Here is a 20,822-nt window from a genome sequence, read left to right as displayed (position 1 = left end):
TAAATAACTATAAACAATTTTAAAATAAATAGTTGACTTTAACTAGCTGGTCTAAGTAGTTTCTACTAACTTTAAGTATCTTTTTTTATCAATTACATTATTAATTTCATCACCAATAAAAAACTCTAAATCTGTCATTAATGGAACATATAATTTGTTTATACTTTCTATAGCTATTTCACGATCTAATTCACTTTCAGCACATTCTAAATCGGCTAACACTTCATTGAACTTTCTTTCAAATTCATATATAAAGTATCTTAAAGCAATCATATAATCACAACCAATGCAACTTTTTCTGTTATAAGGACACCATTTATTAGTTGCATTTTTTTCATTAAAGTTTTTAGATTTAATTCTATTTATTCCAAGTTCACTTTTTTTAGTTATTTTAAGTAGACACTTGGTTCTTTTTTCAATTCCATAGGAATTTTGGCCATAAAGTAATTCTTTTAAAAAACCTTCCTTATGCCCTTCATACTTTATAAAATTATTTATTTCTATTTGCATTACGGATATTTTATTGCTTATAGTCTTAACATTTTTTTCTATTGTATAAGGTGTCATATTTAAGTTTTGAATATCCTTAATTTGTTCTTCATCAGATTTATTCAGAAAGTCATTATCTACTAATTTTAATAACGTATATGCTACACTTCCCATAGTCTCTGTAGCAAAAGCCATTACAGACGCTCTTGATATATCCTTTTGTAAATATATTTTTGTGGTTTCTGCCAAAGCATCTTTAGTTGGAGTATGACCTCTAGCAACTTGTGCATAGTAATATGAATAAGCTAAATTTAATTCTTCTGCCTTTTCTTTAACCATTGATAAAAATCCTTTTGTCATTTTTATATTATTAAAACTATTACCTAAAATTTCTTCTAGGTCTATATTGAAAATTTTTTTTAATAACCTTTGCATTTCTTTAGGTTCAGTGTAGCGCTGATTAAAGCAGTTTTGCTTATTTCTATAACATTTAATTTTACAGCAGTGAATTTGTCTATTAGCCTCATTTATACAAAGTAGTGTGGCAACTTCTTTTGCGAGAGAATCTGATATAATACAACTTAATTTTATATTGTTCTTACTAGCATTTAATCTTAATCTTTCAGTTGTTTTTTCTAATCCTTTACATACAGTATTAGCAATTTCATCATTAATAGAGTTATCACTTTCGAGCCATTTTATAAATTGTTCTCCACCCGTAACGTCATCAAATTGTTTTAAATTAGGGGTAGGTAATTGAGTAATTAAATCCATCTTTCTCCACGCTAAGCAATAGTGCATAAAGATATATGTAACGGAAGTTGATAGGTTCCAATTTCTATATAGTTTTTTTAAATTATCCTTGTTAGCAACTATTTCAATTAATTTAGTTAATAATGTAATAAATTGCTTCGTTGTATATGTTTCTGCAGTAGCTTTTTCTTTCCTATCTGTGATTTTAATTAAATCAAAACCTTTTTTATCGCTTAAATAATTAACAAATTGGATAAGAAAACTTCTATAATTATTGCTTTCATATGTTAGTATAATAAGTTTACTAAATAATTTGTTATTTTCTATATTATTTTTAGGTTCAAAATCATTTTTTATGTTATCTAAAATAATATTGTACAGTTTATAGGATCGGCTTACATAACTAAACGTTGAAACTTTCCGATTAGTATACTTAATAAACTCCCAATAGTATTTCATAAATTTAGGATAATTATTTTCATTCTTATTTGGAAAATATTTTACTTTAACTATAACTCTGTCATACATACTTTTAGTATTGAAATATTCTAAATTGAAATTTGAAATTTTTAAATATTTTTCAATATCATCTTTATTTATATAATTTTTGTTTTTATAAGTCCTAGTATTTATTCCGTGATTCCTGGCGTACCTGACATCAAATGTAATATTTAATGCCCTGAAATATTCAGTACCTACATAATTATTTTTAAATTCCATAAATTCTTTGAATTCTTTCTGAGAAACATATATACCACCTTTGTGTATCCATATAACTTTTACATCCGTAGATTTAAAGGTATATTCTATGTTCATGAATCCACTTTTATCATATTCCTGGATTCCTTTGAACTCAACTAAACTTAAAAGTCGGTAATTTTTATTAAAATCTTCTTCACCTAATGATAAATATTCTTCAAAAGAAATATTTATCAATTTAACTTTTTTCTGCTTAATATACTTTTTTAAGTTGCCAATGGCTTTATCTACAGTTTTTGTAGGATATAAAACTCTGTACTTAGTAAAATTGCCCAAAAAATTAGTATCCATAACTTGAAGCTTATTTTCTTTTATATACAGGAAAATTTTTTTCTCCCCAATAGCAAAACTATTACCTTTAAACATACTATTTACTTTGTGCAATAGTTCTTTTCCTGATATACATTCTTTTTCTTTGATTTCATCAATTTCTGTTAAAATAGTAATTAAATCATTTTTGCTTATACAATTATCTTTTATATTAAATAAATCAATTCTATATGTATTAAGTTTTCTAGATAACCTTGACCTGATTTTATCAAAAGTAGTTACGCCATTTCCCAAATATACATGTATCTTTTTAGCTGCAGATGTAACATCTATACTGTTTTTAAATAATTCAACGGATCTATAAACATAATCTTTTTTTATATAACTAACATTGTTTTCTACATTAATGTTAATTCTTAAAGGATTGTCCTTTGATATGTTTTTTAAACTATATATTCTAAATTCCAACTTTAAATTTTTATTTATGTACTTGACACATTTTTCTAATGTAATATACGCGGCATTTAATTCATTCATTTATATTAACTCCTATCAGTATTTAAATTATTATATACATTTTTTTTAATAGGGTCATAAAGTTTGTCTTGACACTTTCTTATACCTTCCTTTGTTGATAAAGCAAAAGGGTAGTCATCTTGGCTTTCTATATCTTTATGTGCCATATAATATTGCACCAAACGTCTATTAGGTTCTACTGTTTCTATAAGTTGTTTGTAGTAATGCCTTAATGAGTGTGGTGTTATTTTATTATTAGATAAAATCTGTTCTTCGCTTATAGCATCTTTATTTCCTAACGTAACTTCTTCTTTAATAGCTTTATCTAATAATTTATTTAGCTCATTAAACCTTCTAAGATAAGTTTTAACCGACATAGCATATCCTTTTTGATCTATAAATAATGCTCCGTATTTGTGAGGATATAGTCCCTTAGATTTTAAGTAATGCATATGATTTTCATAATATGTGTAAAGTATTTTAGCACACCCAGGGTATATCGGAACATTCCTTTTAGTTTTTATATTACCTGTCATTTTATTATCTGAACGTAAAATTGCATCATAATTTAAATCAACGTATGCTCCAAAATCCTTATTTTTTTCAAAACCTTTAAGTCTACCTTCGTGCATTTGAACTATATCTCCAACCCTTAAACCCCAATAAGCACCGAGTGCTATCCCAAAGGTGAGCATAGGGTCAGTTTCTTGTGATAATTCTATTAATTTAGAAATAATGTAATTACTTGCGTTTACTACCTTTTCTCTAGTTTTTATTCTTGTAGATACATTTGGAGTTACTATATCTGTTAATCTCTTTACTTCCGTAGATGTTTTACCAATTTTTGATTTTTTTGATACTGTTTCAAATATAAAGTCTTTGTCCTTGATATGTTTCATTTTGAACATCTTTTTATATGTATTTTTCTCTGTTTTCCACCATAACCAATATACAAAATGACTTATTGCATAAGTTGCTCGGTTTGCTGTTTCTTTTGATTTCCATTCTCTGTCTTTATCATTAGGTAAAGTACCTTGTGAAAATTTATCTAAAAATTCTTCAACTATTTTTAGCGTTAAATTTTCAATATTACGTAGCGGAGTTTCACTATCGTTATATATAAAATTTAGAAATCTAATTATAAAAGTCAAATGAAAGTTTTTTATTGTATTTAAGGACTTATCTCTTAAAGTGAAATCTCCCATCTTATCAGTAAGATAATAAGTAAAAGGACTCACTTTATCTTTACTTCTCTCAAATATACAAGTAGAATATGTCAGTTCATTATTTATAGGTACATTTAATGTTAAATAAAAGAAATCATATCTTTTACTACTTTTTATTAATTTTAATTTACTCAAAACCTTACTCCTTTGTTTTTACGATTTACAGATTTACTACTCTAATACAATTATACCATACTTTTATTTTTACTTATAAATAATTTTTAGTAAAAACTTATAAAGTTAGTTATATAATATATTATAGTTCGATTTATAATATATGTATATTAATACAATGCTATGAGATACTCATACATACACTGTATTCAGAAGAATTTTGATCAAGACCTGGGCAACCCATATCTACAGATATAAATTCTTTAGTTTTTTCAGGTATGGCTGCTGAGGCACCGTGTCCAACTTCTTCATAATTGCTAATAAATATATTTGTAGTATATGGAAGTTTTATACCGTTATCTACTATATATTTGATTGCGTAAAGTAAGATTGCAACGCTAGCTTTATCATCTAGATGTCTGGATTTCACAAACCCTTTTTCAGTGAAAAGTGTCCTTGTATCAAAACAAATAAAGTCACCAACGCTTAAACCTAAATCCTCCACTTCTTTTTTTGTAGATATTTTCTCGTCAAGAATTACTTCCATATTTTCAGGGGTTCGCTTAAGTCCCCTAGCATCATCTCCGCTAATATGTACTGAAGGCTTTATGCTTTGAATAGTGCCTGTAAATGATTTACCATCAATTGTTTCTATAGTGCAATTTTCACCTTCTATTGAGTTCATCATATATCCACCAATAGGATCTATTGATAATGAACCAGTTGGATTGATTTTTTTTACCATTGCTCCAAGTGTATCAACATGTGCAGAAAGTGTTCTTTGAAAATCAATATTTTCACCAATTAATGTAGCTATAACGGCTCCTTTATTAGTAACATAATATGGTACGTTTAAAATATCAAGTTCTCCTTTTATGTACTCCATAATTTTCTCTGTAAAGCCAGAAGGACTTGGAATTGAAAGAATATTTTTTAAATAATATTTTATTTTAGTTTCATTATAATTCAAATTATCACTCCTCATAAATAAGATTATTATAAGTATAATTTTACCATAGAAAATGCTAAATTAATACGATATTGTGGATTTAAAGTTAATACATAAGAAAAAGAAAAAGGTAAACGTAGCTTTTGGATATGGTTAGTAGCATATAGGAATATCGACTTCTTTGTAGTATACTATTTAGGAGTAGAAAAGGAGACTTTATATGAAAAAAAAGGCAATTATGATAATAGGAATTGTAATCTTATTTAGTCTATTTACTTTTAGTAGCTACTCATATATTAAAGTAAAACATTGGGACTCTTTAATTTTGCCTGGAGTTAAAATTGAAAATGAAGATTTAACAGGTAAAACAAAAAAACAAGCACAAAAGATAATTAATGATAAATATTCAAGTAAGGTTATGAAGAAAAAAATTACTATAGTAACTGAGGATAAAAAGTATATATTCGATTATAAAATGATTGATGGAAAGTACAATGTTGAACAAGCAGTGCAGCAAGCATTAAGTTATGGAAAGGATAACATTTTATTAATATTAATTTAGTAACCCAGTAGATTAGCAAACTAAAGTGGAAATTTAAAAAAACTAAAGGAGCATTTTACTATGAGTAACAGATTTTTAGGATCAATAAGAAAAGATTATAATAAAGATGTGGATAAAACAAGAAATTTTGAGAAGAGTAAGAAGTTTTTTAGTATGTCTGAAAGGAGCGAATACACATTAGATGACCAGACATGGGATGATTTAGATATGAATAAGGTGTATGGAAAGCTGGATAGATCATATAGTAGCCCTGGAGAAGCATCTTTATACTCGATGCTTAGAAATCCCTTAATGAAGGAAGAAAAGTTAAAAGCAAGAGGGAAATTAATTAATTCTATTAAAGAAAACAGTAAACTTCGGGAAACTCTTCAGTGTATTTTTTTTGTATTAAATAGTGATACTAAGAATAGTTTTTTAGATATGATTGAAACTGATCTTATCATAAATAGGCCTAAATATTATGTGTATACCATTTTAGGCAAGGTATTGCCAGCAATAGCTATTTTATTTTCAATATTCGTAAATCCTAAATATATGATAGCATTATTTGCTATAAGTTCTATAAATATGCTTATAAATTCAACAGAAGTAAGGGCAATTAAGTCTAATGGTATATTCTATTTGCAAAAGAACATTAAGGCAGCTAAAAAAATAGCAGGTATAAATGATAAAGAAATTATTTATTACAAAGATAAGATAAAAACGCTTCTTAAAGGTATGAAAGATATAGATTTGAGTACAAAAACAATAGGGGTTATAAATATGTGGGGAGGTGCTTTTGAATTTATTTCTGTTATTTTTCTTTTAGAGGAAACAACTTATTACTCTATATCTCATAAAATAAAAAGAGAAAAAGAAAGATTAATGGAGCTTTACTACATTGTTGGAGAATTGGAAGCATTAATCTCAATTTCAGGTTATGAACATAATTTAAAAGAGCAGTTTGTAAAACCTAAATTTATAAAGGATGTTACTTTGAATATAAAGGATGGAGTACATCCTCTTATAGAAAATGCAGTTCCTAACTCAATTAATATAAAAAAAGGAGGAATTGTGCTTACAGGAACAAATATGGCAGGTAAATCTACCTTTTTAAGAATGATGGGAGTAAATATAATCTTGGCGCAAAGTTTTAATTTTGTATTGGCTAAAGAGTATGAGGCACCTTTCTTTAACATAGTTTCATCAATTAGTCCTAATGATGATTTAACAAAGGGAAAGAGTTTCTTTATGGCGGAGGTAGAATCAATTCAACGAATAATTAAAGCTCTAGATAAGGAAGCACCTGTATTTTGCCCTATTGATGAGATATTTAGGGGTACAAATCCAATTGAGAAAATTTCTATGTCAGCTGCTATATTAACGTATATAAACAATGGAAAAAGTATTTCTATTGTAGCTACCCATGATAGAGAATTAGTTGATATTTTAAAAGTGAATTATGAGTTCTACTACTTTAGTGAAAAAGTAGATAATCACAAGGGGTTAAGTTTTGATTATAAGATTAAAAAGGGAGTTTCTCAGACAAGAAATGCTATTAAACTTCTAGAATACATGCATTATCCAAAAGCAATAACTGATGCAGCATATAAAAGAGCTGAGACAATAGAAAAATAGGAGGATTAACAATGAATTTAAATATAGTATTATTTCAACCGGAAATTCCACAAAACACCGGAAATATAGGAAGAACATGTGTGTTAACAGATTGCAAACTTCATCTTATAAAACCTTTAGGATTTAGTTTAGAGGAGAAACAACTAAAAAGAGCAGGATTAGATTACTGGCCTTATTTAGAGTTAGAGTTACACGAGTCATATGAAGAACTACGTGAAAAATATAAGGATTCAACTTTCTATTTCTCTACAACAAAGGCATCAAATTTCTACACAGACGTAGAATATAAAGAAGGAGATTTTATAGTTTTCGGGAGAGAGTCGTCAGGACTTCCAGATAGGGTTAGAGAGAGTGATCCTACGAGATGTATAAAAGTACCTATGATAAGTAGCACAACTAGGTCACTTAATCTTTCAAACACAGTAGCCATAGTGGCGTATGAGGCACTTAGGCAGATAGGATTTAAAGACATGAAATAAGGTACGTTTAAATTTATAAGAAAGATGAGGAGGCATACGGTATGGAACATATTTATGATACTATAATTATTGGTGGTGGACCTGCAGGGTTATCCGCTGGACTTTATGCATCAAGATCAAGAATGGATACTTTATTAATAGAAAGAGCTGAGTTTGGTGGACAGGTGGCTACAACTAATGAAATTGATAATTATCCAGGATCAATTGAAAATTGTACAGGAGCAACACTTAGCAAACGTATGAAGGAGCAAGCAGAAGAGTTCGGAACTAAATTTACAAGTGAAGAGGTATTGGAAGTTGAACTTGAAGGTGATATTAAAGCAATTAAATGCAAGAATAAAATTTATAAAACTAAAACTATTATAATAGCATCAGGAGCAGCGCCTAGACTTGGCGGTTTTAAAAACGAAACAGAATTAAGAGGTAAAGGAGTTTCTTATTGTGCAACTTGCGATGCTGACTTTTTTGAAGATTTAGACATTGCAGTAATAGGCGGAGGAGATTCAGCTATATCTGAAGCTATATATCTTGCTAAATTTGGTAAAATAGTTACTGTAATACACAGAAGAAGCGAACTCAGAGCTGTTAAGTCACTTCAAGAGAAGGCTTTTAAAAACCCAAAGATAAAGTTTATTTTGGATTCTGTAGTTGAAGAAGCTAAAGGCAAAGAAATGCTGGAGAGCTTAGTACTTAAAAATGTTAAAACTGGTGAATTCAGTGAATTAAAAGCTGATGGATGTTTTGTATTTGTAGGATATCTTCCAATATCTGAATTATATAATGAGAAAATTACTATGAACGAGCGTGGTGACGTCATAACTGATGAAAATATGAGAACTAATATACCAGGGGTATATGCAGCAGGTGACATAAGGGTGAAGTTATTAAGACAAGTAATCACAGCCTCGGCAGATGGAGCAATTGCTGCTACTGATGCTGAGCATTACATTGAAAATAAAGCATAGAAATTTGTTAGTTTTATTACAATCAAAATAAAATTTTAGGAGGGCATTAGTAATGTTAGAACTTACCAAAGATAATTTCGAAGAAGAAGTACTAAAATCAGAAAAACCTGTATTTGTTGATTTTTGGGGTGAAAAGTGCAAAGCTTGCCTAAGATTTATGCCGGGAGTGAATGAACTCTCTAAAAAATATTCTGATAAAATAAAATTTGCGAGCTTAAATATATCAACGGCAAGAAGAACAGCTATAGGACAAGGCGTTCTTGGACTCCCTACAATGGTAATATATAGTGAAGCAGAGAAAATCTCAACTATTACGCCAGATAAAATTTCGTCGTTAGAAGATATAGAAAACTTTATAAAACAATACTACGATACCTTATAGTTTAATGGTTCGATGTAGGCTAAAAGATTGAGATAAACAAGCATTTATTGACTTGTTATATGCAGGAGAGGAAGATGAAAATGCTTAAGGCAAAGAAAGTTATTATTATTGGAGATAGAGATGGAATACCAGGTCCTGCAATAGAAGCTTGCGTAAAGTCTGCTGATGCCGAAGTTGTGTTTTCAACAACAAAATGTTTTTCATGCAGCTTAGCAGGAGCAATGGACAACGAGCTTCAGCAAATAGTAAAAGATCTTACAGCTAAGCACGGTGCACAAAACTTAGTTGTGATTATTGGAGGAGCAGAAGCTGAGACCTCAGAAGTAACAGCTGAGACAATAGTAGCAGGAGATCCTACATTTGTTGGACCACTTGCTGGAATTGCTTTAGGACTTGCGGTATATCACGTAGTTGAACCTGAAATAAAAGATTCCTTCGTAAAGTCGGTTTACGATGAGAAGTGTAGCATAATGGAAATGGTTTTAGATATAGATGAAATAGTAATTGAGGTAAAATCTCTTAGAGATAAGTTCTGCAAGTTTGCTTAAAATAATAAAAATTCAGCATATATACCTTGTTATTTATTACTATAATAGGGAGTATGCTGAATTTTTTTATTTTTAGTTCTAGCTTAAGGTATAATTCATTCGCTCTATGTTATAATATTTATAAGATGATTTACATGAGGTGATGGATAAAATGAATATTAATTTTGGCTTAAACTTGGTCCAAGAACAAAAATTAATAATGACACAAGAAATGCAAATGTCTGTTAAACTTCTTCAAATGTCAGCACAAGAGCTTGGTCAATATGTAAATAAAGAAATGCAAGAGAATCCAGTGCTAGAGGAAAAAAGTCTACAAAATAGTAAGAATGATAACTATGATGTAAATGATTATAAACAGATAATTAAATACCTTGATAAGGATGGATATAAAACAAAAAATTATAGCGCAAAGAATGATGGTGATGAAGTTTCTCCTTTTTACTATATTGCTGAGGAAAAATCTCTTAAAGATTATATTAAGCAGCAAATAGGTGAACTTACACAGCCAAGTGATATTTCAAATATATGCAAGTATATGGCCGAAAATTTAGATGCTAAAGGTTATTTATCAGCAAGTTTACCTGACATATGTAAAGAGCTTGGAATATCAAATAAAAAGGCAGAGGCAGCCCTTGCAGTTTTTCAATCTTTAGATCCAGAGGGAATAGGAGCTAGGGATTTAAGAGAATGTTTGATAATTCAATTATATAATCAAGGCATGGATGATGAAAATATTTGTAAAATAATTAATGATCATTTAGAGCTATTAGCAGGAAATAAATATAGTGAGATAGCAAAAGAATTAAAAATAAGTATAAGTGAAGTCCAAAAATATGGAGATATAATAAAAAATTTAGAACCTAAACCATCAAGAGGATTTTATACTGGTGAGACTGTTAAATATATTGTACCAGATGCCTATATTAATAAAATTGATGATGAATATTTTATTTCTATGAACGAAGATGTGCTTCCTAAATTAAATATAAATAATTTGTATAAAGAAATTATTAAAGATGAAAAAGATCCCGAAGCTGTAGAATATGTAAAAGGGAAGCTTAATAGCGCGATGTTCCTTATAAAAAGTATTGAACAAAGGAAAAACACTGTATATAGAGTTTTAGAAGAAATATTAGGGGTTCAAAGGGAATATTTTGATAGTGGACAAGAATATCTAAAACCAATGACACTAAAAATAATTGCTAACAATTTGGAGATGCATGAATCAACCATAAGCCGTGCAATTAGAGAAAAATATGTAAGTATAAATAACGGTAAAGTCGTTAGAATAAAAGATTTTTTTACCAATGGAATAACATCTGGCATAGGCGGAGAGGATATATCTACAATTAATATTAAAAAAGATATTAAAGAAATGGTAGCGAGCGAGGATGCCAAAAAACCAATGTCTGATCAAAATATTTGTAACCGATTAAATACTTCGGGGATAAATATTTCTAGGAGAACTGTAGCAAAATATCGTGAAGAACTTGAAATTAAAAGCTCTAGTAAACGTAAAAGATTTTAGAAAATTCTTTATTAAACTGCTGTGTTAACAGAATGTTAACATATTTTTTGGAAATACTAATTTAAAAAAGTTAGTATTTCAACTATAATGTAAGTGGGAGCAGAAAATATATGCTGGGACTTAAACAGTCCAGAAAGGTGTTCAAGTGGAGAATATTTTAAAATTAGAACAGAAAATAGTGCCTGAATTAATAGAACTTCTTGAGAAACGGCATGATATATTAAGGACTATATGTTATAATCAACCTATAGGACGTAGAATTTTGTCAAATCATATGTGCATAAGTGAGAGAATAGTAAGAAATGAAATAAATTTTCTAAAATCTCAGAACTTAATTGAAGTTAATGCATTGGGTATGTTTATAACAGCTGATGGAGAGGAAATTCTAGGTCAGTTAAAAGAATTTATTCATGAAATTAAAGGTTTATCTAAAATTGAGAAATCTATAGAAAAGCACTTGAAGCTTAAGCAAGTTATAATTGTTCCCGGAGATGTAGAAATTGATAAAAGTGTTCTTAAAGAACTAGGGAAGGCAGCTGCAAATTATGCTATGGATATTATCGAGGATAATAGTATAATTGCATTAACAGGTGGAACGACTGTAAAAGAAGTTGTTGATAGTTTTCCTAAAAACAATAAGTACAAAAATATCTTGGTGCTTCCAGCTAGAGGTGGTATGGCAAGAAATGTAGAAATTCAAGCTAATACATTAGTTGCAAGGCTAGCAGATAGAATTAGTGGAAATTACGAATTACTACATGTACCTGACAATTTAAGTAACGCTGCATTAGAAACTATATTAAATGAAAAAGATATAAAAAATGTAATTGATAAAATTACAAGTGCTGATATTCTTCTTTATGGAATAGGTATTGCAAAAGAAATGGCTATGAAAAGAGGAATACCTCAAAATAAAATTAGTGAGCTTGAAGAAATGGGTGCAGTGGGTGAAGCATTTGGTCAATATTATAATGAGTTAGGTGAAATAGTTTATTCAACACCAACTATTATGGTAGAAGATGAAGATGTTAAACATGACAAAGTATTAATTGCAGTAGCGGCTGGAAAAAATAAAGCTAGAGCAATTATTGCCACTGAAATCAATCGTTCTAGTACTGTTTTGATAATTGATGAAGCGGCTGCACAAAAGATTATAAATATTTTAGAAAAAAGAGAGTAAACTATATAATGATTTTATTAATGAGAGAATTATATATTTACATATAATTATTTAATTAAAATTTTAGGAGGTTTTGCCAAAATGGTAAAAGTAGGAATTAATGGATTTGGAAGAATAGGAAGAAACGTATTTAACGCATTAGTAAAAAATTATTCAACAGAATTAGAAGTAGTAGGAATCAATGATTTAACAGATGCTGCAACACTCGCACATCTTTTAAAATATGATTCACTTTACGGAAAATTTGACGGAACTGTAGAAGCTAAAGAAAATTCTATAGTTGTTAACGGAAAAGAAATTAAAATATTTGCACAAAGAGAACCTAAAAACATAGATTGGAGTTCACTTGGAGTAGAAATCGTACTTGAATCAACTGGATTCTTTACAGATGCTACTTTAGCTTCTGCTCATTTAGGAGTTAGTGTTAAAAAAGTTCTTATATCAGCACCAGCTAAAAATGAAGATATTACAATAGTTATGGGCGTTAATGAAGAAAAATATGATTCATCAAAACATAACATAATTTCTAATGCATCATGTACAACTAATTGTTTAGCTCCATTTGCTAAAGTATTAGATAAAGAATTTACAATAGTCAAAGGTTTAATGACTACAATTCATTCATACACTGGAGATCAAAGATTATTAGATGCTCCTCATAAAGATATGAGACGTGCAAGAGCTGCTACATTATCAATGATTCCAACTACTACTGGTGCAGCTAAAGCAGTAGCATTAGTTTTACCACAATTAAAAGGAAAATTAAACGGATTCTCATTAAGAGTACCAACTCCAACAGTTTCATGTGTAGATTTAGTAGCTGAACTTTCAAGAGATGTTACTATAGAAGAAGTAAATTCAGTATTTAAAAAAGCTTCTGAAACTGACATGAAGGGTATTCTTGGATATTCTGAAGAACCATTAGTTTCAATAGATTATAAAGGTGACGAAAGATCATCTATCGTTGATGCAATGTCAACAATGGTTATCGAAGGAAACATGGTTAAAGTTGTTTCATGGTACGATAATGAAGCAGGCTATTCTCATAGATTAGCTGATTTAACTAAATTTGTTGCAGATAGACTATAAAATTTAGTTTACTATAAAACTATAAGTATAGTATTAGGGTCTAGTTTTATAGGTAGTCTATGGAACTAGGCCCTTTTATTGCTTATTCTAGTATATGAGTAGGGTTCAAAGAACATACTACAATTGATAGAACTTACAAAAGTTTATATTATAAACATCGAGAGAGGAGAATGAGTATGAAATTTAATAAAAAAACAATTGAAGATATTGAGGTTAAAGGTAAACATGTTTTAGTAAGATGTGATTTTAATGTACCACTAAAAGATGGGGTAATTACAGATGTAAATAGATTAGTAGGTGCAATGCCAACAATCGAATATTTAATTAAAAATGGAGCAAAAGTAATCTTATGCTCACATCTTGGAAAACCAAATGGTGAGGCAAAACCTGAACTTTCTTTAGCACCAGTAGCTAAGAAATTAAGCGAAATGTTAAAAAAAGAAGTAGTTTTTGCTGCAGACCCAAATGTTGTTAGTGATGCTGTAAAATCTGTTGTATCTAAAATGAAAGATGGAGACGTTATATTACTAGAAAATACAAGATATAGAAAAGAAGAAACTAAAAATAAAGAAAACTTTTCTAAAGAATTAGCATCTCTTGCAGATATTTTTGTAAATGATGCATTTGGAACAGCTCATAGAGCTCATTGTTCTACAGTTGGTGTAACTGAGTTTGTTAAAACATCAGTATGTGGATACTTAATTCAAAAGGAATTAAAATTCTTAGGTGATGCAGTAGAAAATCCTGTTAGACCATTCGTTGCAATACTCGGTGGAGCTAAGGTATCTGATAAAATAGCTGTTATAGCCAATTTACTTGATAAAGTAGATACACTAATAATTGGTGGAGGAATGGCATATACATTCCTAAAAGCTGGTGGTTATTCTGTAGGAAGTTCTCTAGTTGAGGAAGATAAAATAGCATATGCTAAAGATATGATGCAAAAGGCTGAAGAAAAAGGAATTAAATTTTTAGTACCAGTTGATCATATAATTGCAGATAAATTTTCAGCAGATGCAGAGCCAGTAGTGACTCCAGATCAAAATATTAAATATGGTTACATGGGTCTTGATATTGGACCTAAGACCTGTGAAATGTATAAAGCTGCTATAAGTACAGCTAAGACTATTGTTTGGAATGGCCCAATGGGTGTATTTGAATTTAAAAACTTTGCAAAAGGAACAATTGCTGTAGCGCAGGCTATGTCAAAAGTTGATGGAACTACTATAATAGGTGGTGGAGATAGTGCAGCAGCTGTTAATCAATTAGGATTTGGAGATAAAATGACTCATATATCTACCGGTGGTGGAGCATCTCTTGAATTCTTAGAAGGTAAATTATTACCAGGAATTGAAGCGCTTACAGATAAATAGGTGAATAAAACTGTGGTACTTTCAAGTTTTAAATATATAGGTTTTACCGATTACAAGAAATATAGGAGGTTTTTTTTATGAGAAAAGGTATAATTGCAGGAAATTGGAAGATGAATAAAACTGTAGCTGAAGCTGTAACTTTAATTGAGGAAATGAAACCATTAGTTAAAGATGCAAAATGTGATGTTGTAGTTTGCCCTACATTTTTATGTTTAGATGCAGTAATAAAAGCAACTAAGGGTACAAATATAAAGGTTGGAGCTCAAAATATGTTTTATGAAGAAAGTGGCGCTTTTACAGGCGAAGTTTCTCCAGGAATGTTAAAAGATTTAGGTGTTGACTATGTTATAATTGGACATAGTGAAAGAAGACAATACTTTAATGAGACTGATGAATCTGTAAACAAAAAGCTTAAAGCTGCTTACAGCCATAGTATCATTCCTATACTTTGTGTAGGAGAAACTCTTAGTGATAGAGAGGGAAATATCACAGAAAAAGTTTTAGCAAATCAAGTAAAATTAGATTTAGAAGGACTTATAAAACAACAAGTAGAAAAATTGGTTATTGCTTATGAACCAATTTGGGCTATAGGAACAGGCAAAACTGCAACTGCTGATCAAGCTAATGAGACAATTGCATTTATAAGAGCAACTGTTGGAGCTATGTTTGGTAGCGAAGTAGCTGAAAAAGTTAGAATTCAATATGGTGGTTCTGTTAAACCAGCAACTATAAAAGAACAAATGGGTAAATCAGACATCGATGGTGGTTTAATCGGAGGAGCTAGCCTTAAGGCACAAGACTTCGCCGGAATAGTAAACTATTAAGCTGTTTTTTTAGATGAAATTACGAAAGTAGATTTATCTACTTTCGCAAATTTATATACTTTAATAAAAGAGCCACATTGGTTGGTTAATAATAATTACAATAAATGGCAATACATAGCAATGTGTATTGCTATTAGATACAATTAGTGGGGGGAAAAGAAATGTCGAAAAAACCAGTAATGTTAATGATTTTAGATGGATTTGGATTATCAAGTACAATAGAGGGAAATGCAGTAACTGCAGCAAATAAACCGAACTATGATAAATTAATAAAGAAATATCCGAGCACAAAATTAACTGCAAGTGGTCTAGAAGTAGGACTTCCAGAGGGCCAAATGGGAAATTCAGAAGTTGGTCATTTAAATATAGGTGCTGGTAGAATTATATATCAAGCACTTACAAAAATAACAAAAGAAATTAAAGAAGGAGACTTCTTTCAGAATGTTGCTTTTAACAAAGCAATAGATAAAGCTATAAAGGCAAATTCTTCAATTCATCTTCTAGGATTACTTTCTGATGGAGGAGTTCACTCTCATATTGATCATTTGAAGGCTTTAATAAAGCTTGCAAAAGATAAAGGTGCTAAAAAAGTTTATGTTCATGCTTTCTTAGACGGTAGAGATGTACAACCAGGTTCAGCACTTAAATACATAGCAGAAATAGAAGATTATATGAATGAAATAGGTCTTGGTAAAATTGCTACTATTTGTGGTAGATATTATGCTATGGATAGAGATAAAAGATGGGAAAGAGTAGAGCTTGCATATAATGCTATGGTTCTTTCTAAGGGTGAAAAAGACACTTCAGCACTCGAGGCAGTTAAAAAAGCAATGAATGATAACAAGACAGATGAATTTGTTCTTCCAACAGTTATAATGGAAAATAATAAACCAGTTGCTGCTATAAGCAATAATGATACAGTAATATGTTTCAATTTTAGACCAGACAGAGCAAGAGAACTTACTCGTGCAATAAATGATAAGGTGTTTGATGGCTTTAAAAGAGAAACACTAAAACTTAACTACGTATGTACTACTCAATATGATCTATCTATAGAAAATGTTGATGTTGCATATACACCAGAAAGTTACACTAATACGCTTGGAGAATATGTAAGTAAAATGGGTAAAAAACAGTTAAGAATAGCTGAAACTGAAAAATATGCTCATATAACATTTTTCTTTAATGGCGGGGTTGAGGCTCCAAATCCTAATGAAGATAGAGCATTAATTCCATCACCAAAAGTTGCAACTTATGACTTGCAACCAGAAATGAGTGCCCGCGAGGTTACTACAGAGTTACTTAAAAGATTAGATACAGATGAGTATGATATGATAATATTAAATTATGCTAATCCAGACATGGTAGGTCATACAGGAGTTTTTGAAGCTGCTAAAAAGGCTATAGAAACAGTTGATGAATGTCTTGGAAAAGTTGTTGAGTCTGTTTTAGAAAAAGATGGTACTATATTTATAACTGCAGATCATGGAAACTCAGAACAAATGATTGATTATTCTTCAGGTAAACCAATGACTGCACATACTACAAACTTAGTTCCATTCACATATGTATCAAACCATAGTACAGATTTAAAAGAGAGCGGAATACTCGCAGATATTGCACCTACTATGCTACAAGTTATGGGACTCGATGTACCTAAAGAGATGACAGGGAAATCATTAATTAAATAATTTCATGAAGAGCTGGAATGTCGATAATGCATCTTCTTTGAAGCTGTTTCAGCGACCCAGGAGATGATTAATTTACATGAAAATGAATCAGTTTATTGTATTATCTATGTTTAGATTAAATTCTATTTAAATTTAGGATTATATTGATTTAACTTAGGTAATAATAATATAGATAAAAAATTTGGAGGTAAGATAATATGAAAAACTTTATTGAGATCATTGATATTTTTGCAAGACAAATTTTAGATTCAAGAGCATTTCCAACGGTTGAGGTTGAAGTAACACTCGAAGATGGAACAATAGCAAGAGCATCAGTACCATCAGGTGCTTCTACTGGTATATTTGAAGCAGTAGAATTAAGAGATGGAGATAAAGAAGTATACAATGGTAAAGGAGTTCTAAAAGCTGTTAGTAATGTAAATAACATAATAGCAGATGAACTAGTTGGAATGAATGTATATGATCAGATAGCAATTGATAAAGCAATGATAGCGCTTGACGGAACACCTAATAAGGCAAAACTTGGTGCTAATGCAATCCTTGGAGTATCACTTGCATGTGCAAGAGCTGCTGCTGAGTCATTAGGACTTGGATTATATCAATATATTGGTGGAGTAAACGCTAAGGTTTTACCAGTTCCAATGATGAATATTTTAAATGGTGGAAGCCATGCTGATAATAATGTAGACCTTCAAGAGTTTATGGTTATGCCAGTAGGAGCTACTTCATTTAAAGAAGCTTTAAGAATGAGTGCAGAGGTTTATCATGCATTAAAAGCATTATTGAAAAGTAAGGGACTTTCTACTGGTGTTGGTGATGAAGGTGGATTTGCTCCAAACTTATCATCAAATGAAGAAGCTATAAAAATAATAGTAGAAGCTATAGAAAAAGCTGGTTTTGTTCCAGGAAAAGAAATGTTTATTGCACTTGATCCAGCAGCTTCTGAATTCTTTGAAGATGGTAAGTATAACTTAGCATCAGAGGGAAGAATACTTACTCCAGAACAAATGGCTGATTATTATGTAGAACTTGTTAACAAGTATCCAATAATCTCTATCGAAGATGGAATGGCTGAAGAAGATTGGGATGGTTGGAAGTACTTAACAGATAAAATTGGAGATAAAATTCAATTAGTTGGTGATGATTTATTTGTAACTAATACAGATAGATTAAAAATGGGAATTGATAAAAAAGTTGCAAATTCAATTCTTATAAAATTAAATCAAATAGGAACACTAACTGAAACATTGAATGCTATAGAAATGGCAGAGCGCGCAGGATATACTGCAGTAGTTTCTCATAGATCTGGAGAAACTGAAGATACAACAATCGCTGATTTAGTTGTAGCTATGAATGCAGGACAAATTAAAACTGGTGCTCCAGCTAGAAGTGAGAGAGTTTCTAAATATAATCAACTTTTAAGAATAGAAGAAGAATTGGCAGAATCGGCGCAGTACAGAGGATTAAAAGCATTCTATAATATAAAAAGATAGTTGCTTTAAAATAGGAGTATAGTCTTTATGGCTATGCTCTTACTTTTTATTTAAGCCAATGTGGATTTTTAAATGGAATTGTGTTAAAATTAATTTAAAAATGTAGTTAAAAATATAATTATAAAAATATGTTTTCATATTGTTTTTCAACGATAATAGAGTAAGTAGATTAATTACAATCTATTGTAAGATACCTTATATTATATTAAGATAGTCAAGTATTTAATGAACAGGGGGTGTATACATGCGTAGTTTTATAATATTTTTATTGGTTATATCGGCAATTGTTATAATTGTCTCAGTTATGATGCAACCAAGTAAAACAGATGGACTAAGTGGCCTTATAGGAGGAACTTCCGAAACTTTTTTTGCGAAAAATAAAACCAAAACAGCTGAATCAGTTTTAGCACGAGTTACAGTAGTTTCTGCAATTTGTTTTACTATATGTATAGCGATGCTTAATATAGTAAAATAATATAATTAATCATATTTTAGACTTTACAGCAGTTTATTTAAATTATTTTAATAAACTGCATTTTTTTATATTATAAAAAGTTGTTGTAGTAAAAAATATTTAGTACAAAAGTGGTATATATGATAAAATTATTTAAAGTAGTCTATGATTATTAGAGGTGAAGGATGATGAGTGAATATAGTTCGAAATTAGAAAGTAAGGATATGGATTTTCTTTTTGAGGGTATTTTAAGCCTTGAAACAAAGGAAGAGTGTTATAGATTTTTTGAGGATATATGTACTATAAATGAAATAAAAGCATTTGAACAAAGATTTCAAGTAGCAATGATGCTTGCAAATAAAAGTACATATATTGAGATTGCTGGTGCTACAGGCGCAAGTACTGCAACAATTAGTAGAATTAATAGAGCATTAAATTATGGAAGCGATGGATATAAACTTATATTAGCACGTTTGAAATCAAAGAAATAAGTATATATATATATAAAGAGGACGGTTAAATATATATTCACTCAGTAATTAGCAGTAAAAGAGTGATATTAAGTAACCGTCTATATTTTTTATAGTGGTTAAGTTCTTGCACAATGTGATATAATTATAGGTACATTTATGTCTTAAAGCAGAGTGACAAAAAAGTTAGATAGATCTAAAATAATACTAGGTGTCTCTAGCATTAATATAATATATAAGGAGTGGTTTCATGGATTTAAAAAGTTTGTTAAACAAAGAGCAATGTGAGGCTGCAATAACAGTTGATGGTCCATTGTTAATACTAGCAGGGGCTGGCTCTGGAAAAACTAGAGTTTTGACTTATAGAATTGCACATATGATTCAAGATTTAAATATATATCCATCACAAATTTTATCTATAACATTTACTAATAAAGCAGCGGGCGAAATGAAGGATAGGGTACGGTCGCTTGTAGGAAATATAGCAGATAATATGTGGATTTCTACATTTCATTCTAGTTGTGTTAGAATTCTAAGACGGGAAATAGATAAAATAGGATATAATAAAAATTTTACTATATATGATAGTTATGATCAAAAAAGTTTAATTAAACAGTGCATGAAAGAAATTGATATAAATGATAAGGATTTAACAGATTCAGAAATATTAAACAAAATATCAAGTGCTAAGAATGAACTTATTTCTGCTGATAAATTTAAAAAAGAAAATGAGAGTGATCATAGAAAAAATAAAGTAGCTGATGTATATCTTCTTTATCAAAAAAAGCTAAAGGGTAATAATGCGCTCGATTTTGATGATTTGATATTTAAGGCTGTTGAACTATTAAAAAATAATAAGGATGTTTTGGACTTTTATCATTCGAAGTTTAAGTATATTATGGTGGATGAGTATCAAGACACAAATAAGGCACAGTATGAGCTTATAAAACTTTTAGTAGATGGACGCGAGAATATATGTGTAGTTGGAGACGATGATCAATGCATATATGCTTGGAGAGGCGCGGATGTAACCAACATATTAGACTTTGAAAAAGATTATCCAAAAGCAAAGGTTGTAAAACTTGAGCAAA

General features: G+C 29.9%; 18 protein-coding genes and 1 pseudogene. 16 read left to right on the top strand and 3 right to left on the bottom strand.

The features are described from left to right. Positions 1–51: 51 nt before the first annotated feature. From Q0649_RS15070 to Q0649_RS15060, 3 genes and pseudogenes are all read right to left on the bottom strand, one after another. Positions 52–2,808: a hypothetical protein gene (locus tag Q0649_RS15070; protein ID WP_298843800.1), complete on the bottom strand. Its 2,757-nt coding sequence runs from the start codon at positions 2,806–2,808 to the stop codon at positions 52–54. Between the two features lie 5 nt (positions 2,809–2,813). Then, positions 2,814–4,148: a site-specific integrase gene (locus Q0649_RS15065; protein ID WP_298843797.1), complete on the bottom strand. Its 1,335-nt coding sequence runs from the start codon at positions 4,146–4,148 to the stop codon at positions 2,814–2,816. 172 nt (positions 4,149–4,320) lie between these two features. Next, positions 4,321–5,097, bottom strand: a pseudogene (locus Q0649_RS15060) (M42 family metallopeptidase); the annotation flags it as partial. A gap of 199 nt (positions 5,098–5,296) precedes the next feature. Here Q0649_RS15060 and Q0649_RS15055 point away from each other — a divergent pair. The 16 genes from Q0649_RS15055 to Q0649_RS14980 all read left to right on the top strand — a co-directional run. Beyond that, positions 5,297–5,638 (top strand): hypothetical protein, encoded by a 342-nt coding sequence (locus tag Q0649_RS15055; protein WP_298843794.1) that lies wholly within the window; start codon positions 5,297–5,299, stop codon positions 5,636–5,638. A 60-nt stretch (positions 5,639–5,698) separates the two neighbouring features. Beyond that, positions 5,699–7,255, top strand: a complete 1,557-nt coding sequence (locus Q0649_RS15050) for a MutS-related protein (RefSeq protein ID WP_298843791.1) — start codon at positions 5,699–5,701, stop codon at positions 7,253–7,255. 11 nt (positions 7,256–7,266) lie between these two features. Continuing rightward, complete coding sequence (locus Q0649_RS15045) at positions 7,267–7,734, top strand: tRNA (cytidine(34)-2'-O)-methyltransferase (RefSeq protein ID WP_298843788.1); 468 nt, start codon at positions 7,267–7,269, stop codon at positions 7,732–7,734. Between the two features lie 41 nt (positions 7,735–7,775). Beyond that, on the top strand, positions 7,776–8,699 hold the full coding sequence (gene trxB, locus Q0649_RS15040) for a thioredoxin-disulfide reductase (protein ID WP_298843785.1): 924 nt from the start codon (positions 7,776–7,778) through the stop codon (positions 8,697–8,699). 52 nt (positions 8,700–8,751) lie between these two features. Continuing rightward, entirely contained in the window at positions 8,752–9,081 is a 330-nt protein-coding gene (locus Q0649_RS15035; protein WP_298843783.1) for a co-chaperone YbbN, read from the top strand. Positions 9,082–9,155: 74 nt separating this feature from the next. Next, complete coding sequence (gene grdA, locus Q0649_RS15030) at positions 9,156–9,629, top strand: glycine/sarcosine/betaine reductase complex selenoprotein A (protein ID WP_298843781.1); 474 nt, start codon at positions 9,156–9,158, stop codon at positions 9,627–9,629. Positions 9,630–9,786: 157 nt separating this feature from the next. Then, positions 9,787–11,157 carry an RNA polymerase factor sigma-54 gene (gene rpoN / locus Q0649_RS15025; protein WP_298843803.1) on the top strand — a complete coding sequence of 457 codons (1,371 nt, stop codon included), beginning with the start codon at positions 9,787–9,789 and terminating at the stop codon, positions 11,155–11,157. A 145-nt stretch (positions 11,158–11,302) separates the two neighbouring features. Continuing rightward, positions 11,303–12,337: a sugar-binding transcriptional regulator gene (locus Q0649_RS15020; protein ID WP_298843779.1), complete on the top strand. Its 1,035-nt coding sequence runs from the start codon at positions 11,303–11,305 to the stop codon at positions 12,335–12,337. A gap of 81 nt (positions 12,338–12,418) precedes the next feature. Then, positions 12,419–13,426, top strand: coding sequence for a type I glyceraldehyde-3-phosphate dehydrogenase (gene gap, locus Q0649_RS15015; RefSeq protein ID WP_298843775.1), 1,008 nt, complete (start codon positions 12,419–12,421; stop codon positions 13,424–13,426). A 176-nt stretch (positions 13,427–13,602) separates the two neighbouring features. Then, the gene (gene pgk, locus Q0649_RS15010) at positions 13,603–14,799 is read left to right on the top strand and encodes a phosphoglycerate kinase (protein ID WP_298843771.1); all 1,197 of its coding nucleotides are present in this window, start codon (positions 13,603–13,605) and stop codon (positions 14,797–14,799) included. A 77-nt stretch (positions 14,800–14,876) separates the two neighbouring features. Next, positions 14,877–15,623, top strand: coding sequence for a triose-phosphate isomerase (gene tpiA / locus Q0649_RS15005; protein ID WP_298843769.1), 747 nt, complete (start codon positions 14,877–14,879; stop codon positions 15,621–15,623). Between the two features lie 161 nt (positions 15,624–15,784). Then, positions 15,785–17,314: a 2,3-bisphosphoglycerate-independent phosphoglycerate mutase gene (gpmI, locus tag Q0649_RS15000; protein ID WP_298843767.1), complete on the top strand. Its 1,530-nt coding sequence runs from the start codon at positions 15,785–15,787 to the stop codon at positions 17,312–17,314. 197 nt (positions 17,315–17,511) lie between these two features. After that, positions 17,512–18,807: a phosphopyruvate hydratase gene (gene eno / locus Q0649_RS14995; protein WP_298843765.1), complete on the top strand. Its 1,296-nt coding sequence runs from the start codon at positions 17,512–17,514 to the stop codon at positions 18,805–18,807. 244 nt (positions 18,808–19,051) lie between these two features. Then, positions 19,052–19,282 carry a preprotein translocase subunit SecG gene (gene secG / locus Q0649_RS14990; RefSeq protein ID WP_298843763.1) on the top strand — a complete coding sequence of 77 codons (231 nt, stop codon included), beginning with the start codon at positions 19,052–19,054 and terminating at the stop codon, positions 19,280–19,282. Positions 19,283–19,449: 167 nt separating this feature from the next. Then, entirely contained in the window at positions 19,450–19,752 is a 303-nt protein-coding gene (locus Q0649_RS14985; RefSeq protein ID WP_298843761.1) for a YerC/YecD family TrpR-related protein, read from the top strand. A 229-nt stretch (positions 19,753–19,981) separates the two neighbouring features. Next, on the top strand, positions 19,982–20,822 hold an 841-nt coding region (locus Q0649_RS14980; RefSeq protein ID WP_298843759.1), incomplete at its 3' end, for an ATP-dependent helicase.

It is taken from the genome of uncultured Clostridium sp., assembly GCF_937920395.1.
Lineage (GTDB): Bacteria > Bacillota > Clostridia > Clostridiales > Clostridiaceae > Clostridium_AD.
Note: the sequence above shows the minus strand (reverse complement) of the source record. Positions and strands in the feature narration are given on the sequence as shown.

Bases quoted from the DNA above. Each gene is read 5' to 3' on its own strand.
- Q0649_RS15070 (WP_298843800.1), bottom strand. From the start codon at position 2,808: ATGAATGAATTAAATGCCGCGTATATTACATTAGAAAAATGTGTCAAG.
- Q0649_RS15055 (WP_298843794.1), top strand. From the start codon at position 5,297: ATGAAAAAAAAGGCAATTATGATAATAGGAATTGTAATCTTATTTAGT.
- Q0649_RS15050 (WP_298843791.1), top strand. From the start codon at position 5,699: ATGAGTAACAGATTTTTAGGATCAATAAGAAAAGATTATAATAAAGAT.
- Q0649_RS15045 (WP_298843788.1), top strand. From the start codon at position 7,267: ATGAATTTAAATATAGTATTATTTCAACCGGAAATTCCACAAAACACC.
- trxB (WP_298843785.1), top strand. From the start codon at position 7,776: ATGGAACATATTTATGATACTATAATTATTGGTGGTGGACCTGCAGGG.
- Q0649_RS15035 (WP_298843783.1), top strand. From the start codon at position 8,752: ATGTTAGAACTTACCAAAGATAATTTCGAAGAAGAAGTACTAAAATCA.
- grdA (WP_298843781.1), top strand. From the start codon at position 9,156: ATGAAAATGCTTAAGGCAAAGAAAGTTATTATTATTGGAGATAGAGAT.
- gap (WP_298843775.1), top strand. From the start codon at position 12,419: ATGGTAAAAGTAGGAATTAATGGATTTGGAAGAATAGGAAGAAACGTA.
- pgk (WP_298843771.1), top strand. From the start codon at position 13,603: ATGAAATTTAATAAAAAAACAATTGAAGATATTGAGGTTAAAGGTAAA.
- tpiA (WP_298843769.1), top strand. From the start codon at position 14,877: ATGAGAAAAGGTATAATTGCAGGAAATTGGAAGATGAATAAAACTGTA.
- gpmI (WP_298843767.1), top strand. From the start codon at position 15,785: ATGTCGAAAAAACCAGTAATGTTAATGATTTTAGATGGATTTGGATTA.
- eno (WP_298843765.1), top strand. From the start codon at position 17,512: ATGAAAAACTTTATTGAGATCATTGATATTTTTGCAAGACAAATTTTA.
- secG (WP_298843763.1), top strand. From the start codon at position 19,052: ATGCGTAGTTTTATAATATTTTTATTGGTTATATCGGCAATTGTTATA.
- Q0649_RS14985 (WP_298843761.1), top strand. From the start codon at position 19,450: ATGAGTGAATATAGTTCGAAATTAGAAAGTAAGGATATGGATTTTCTT.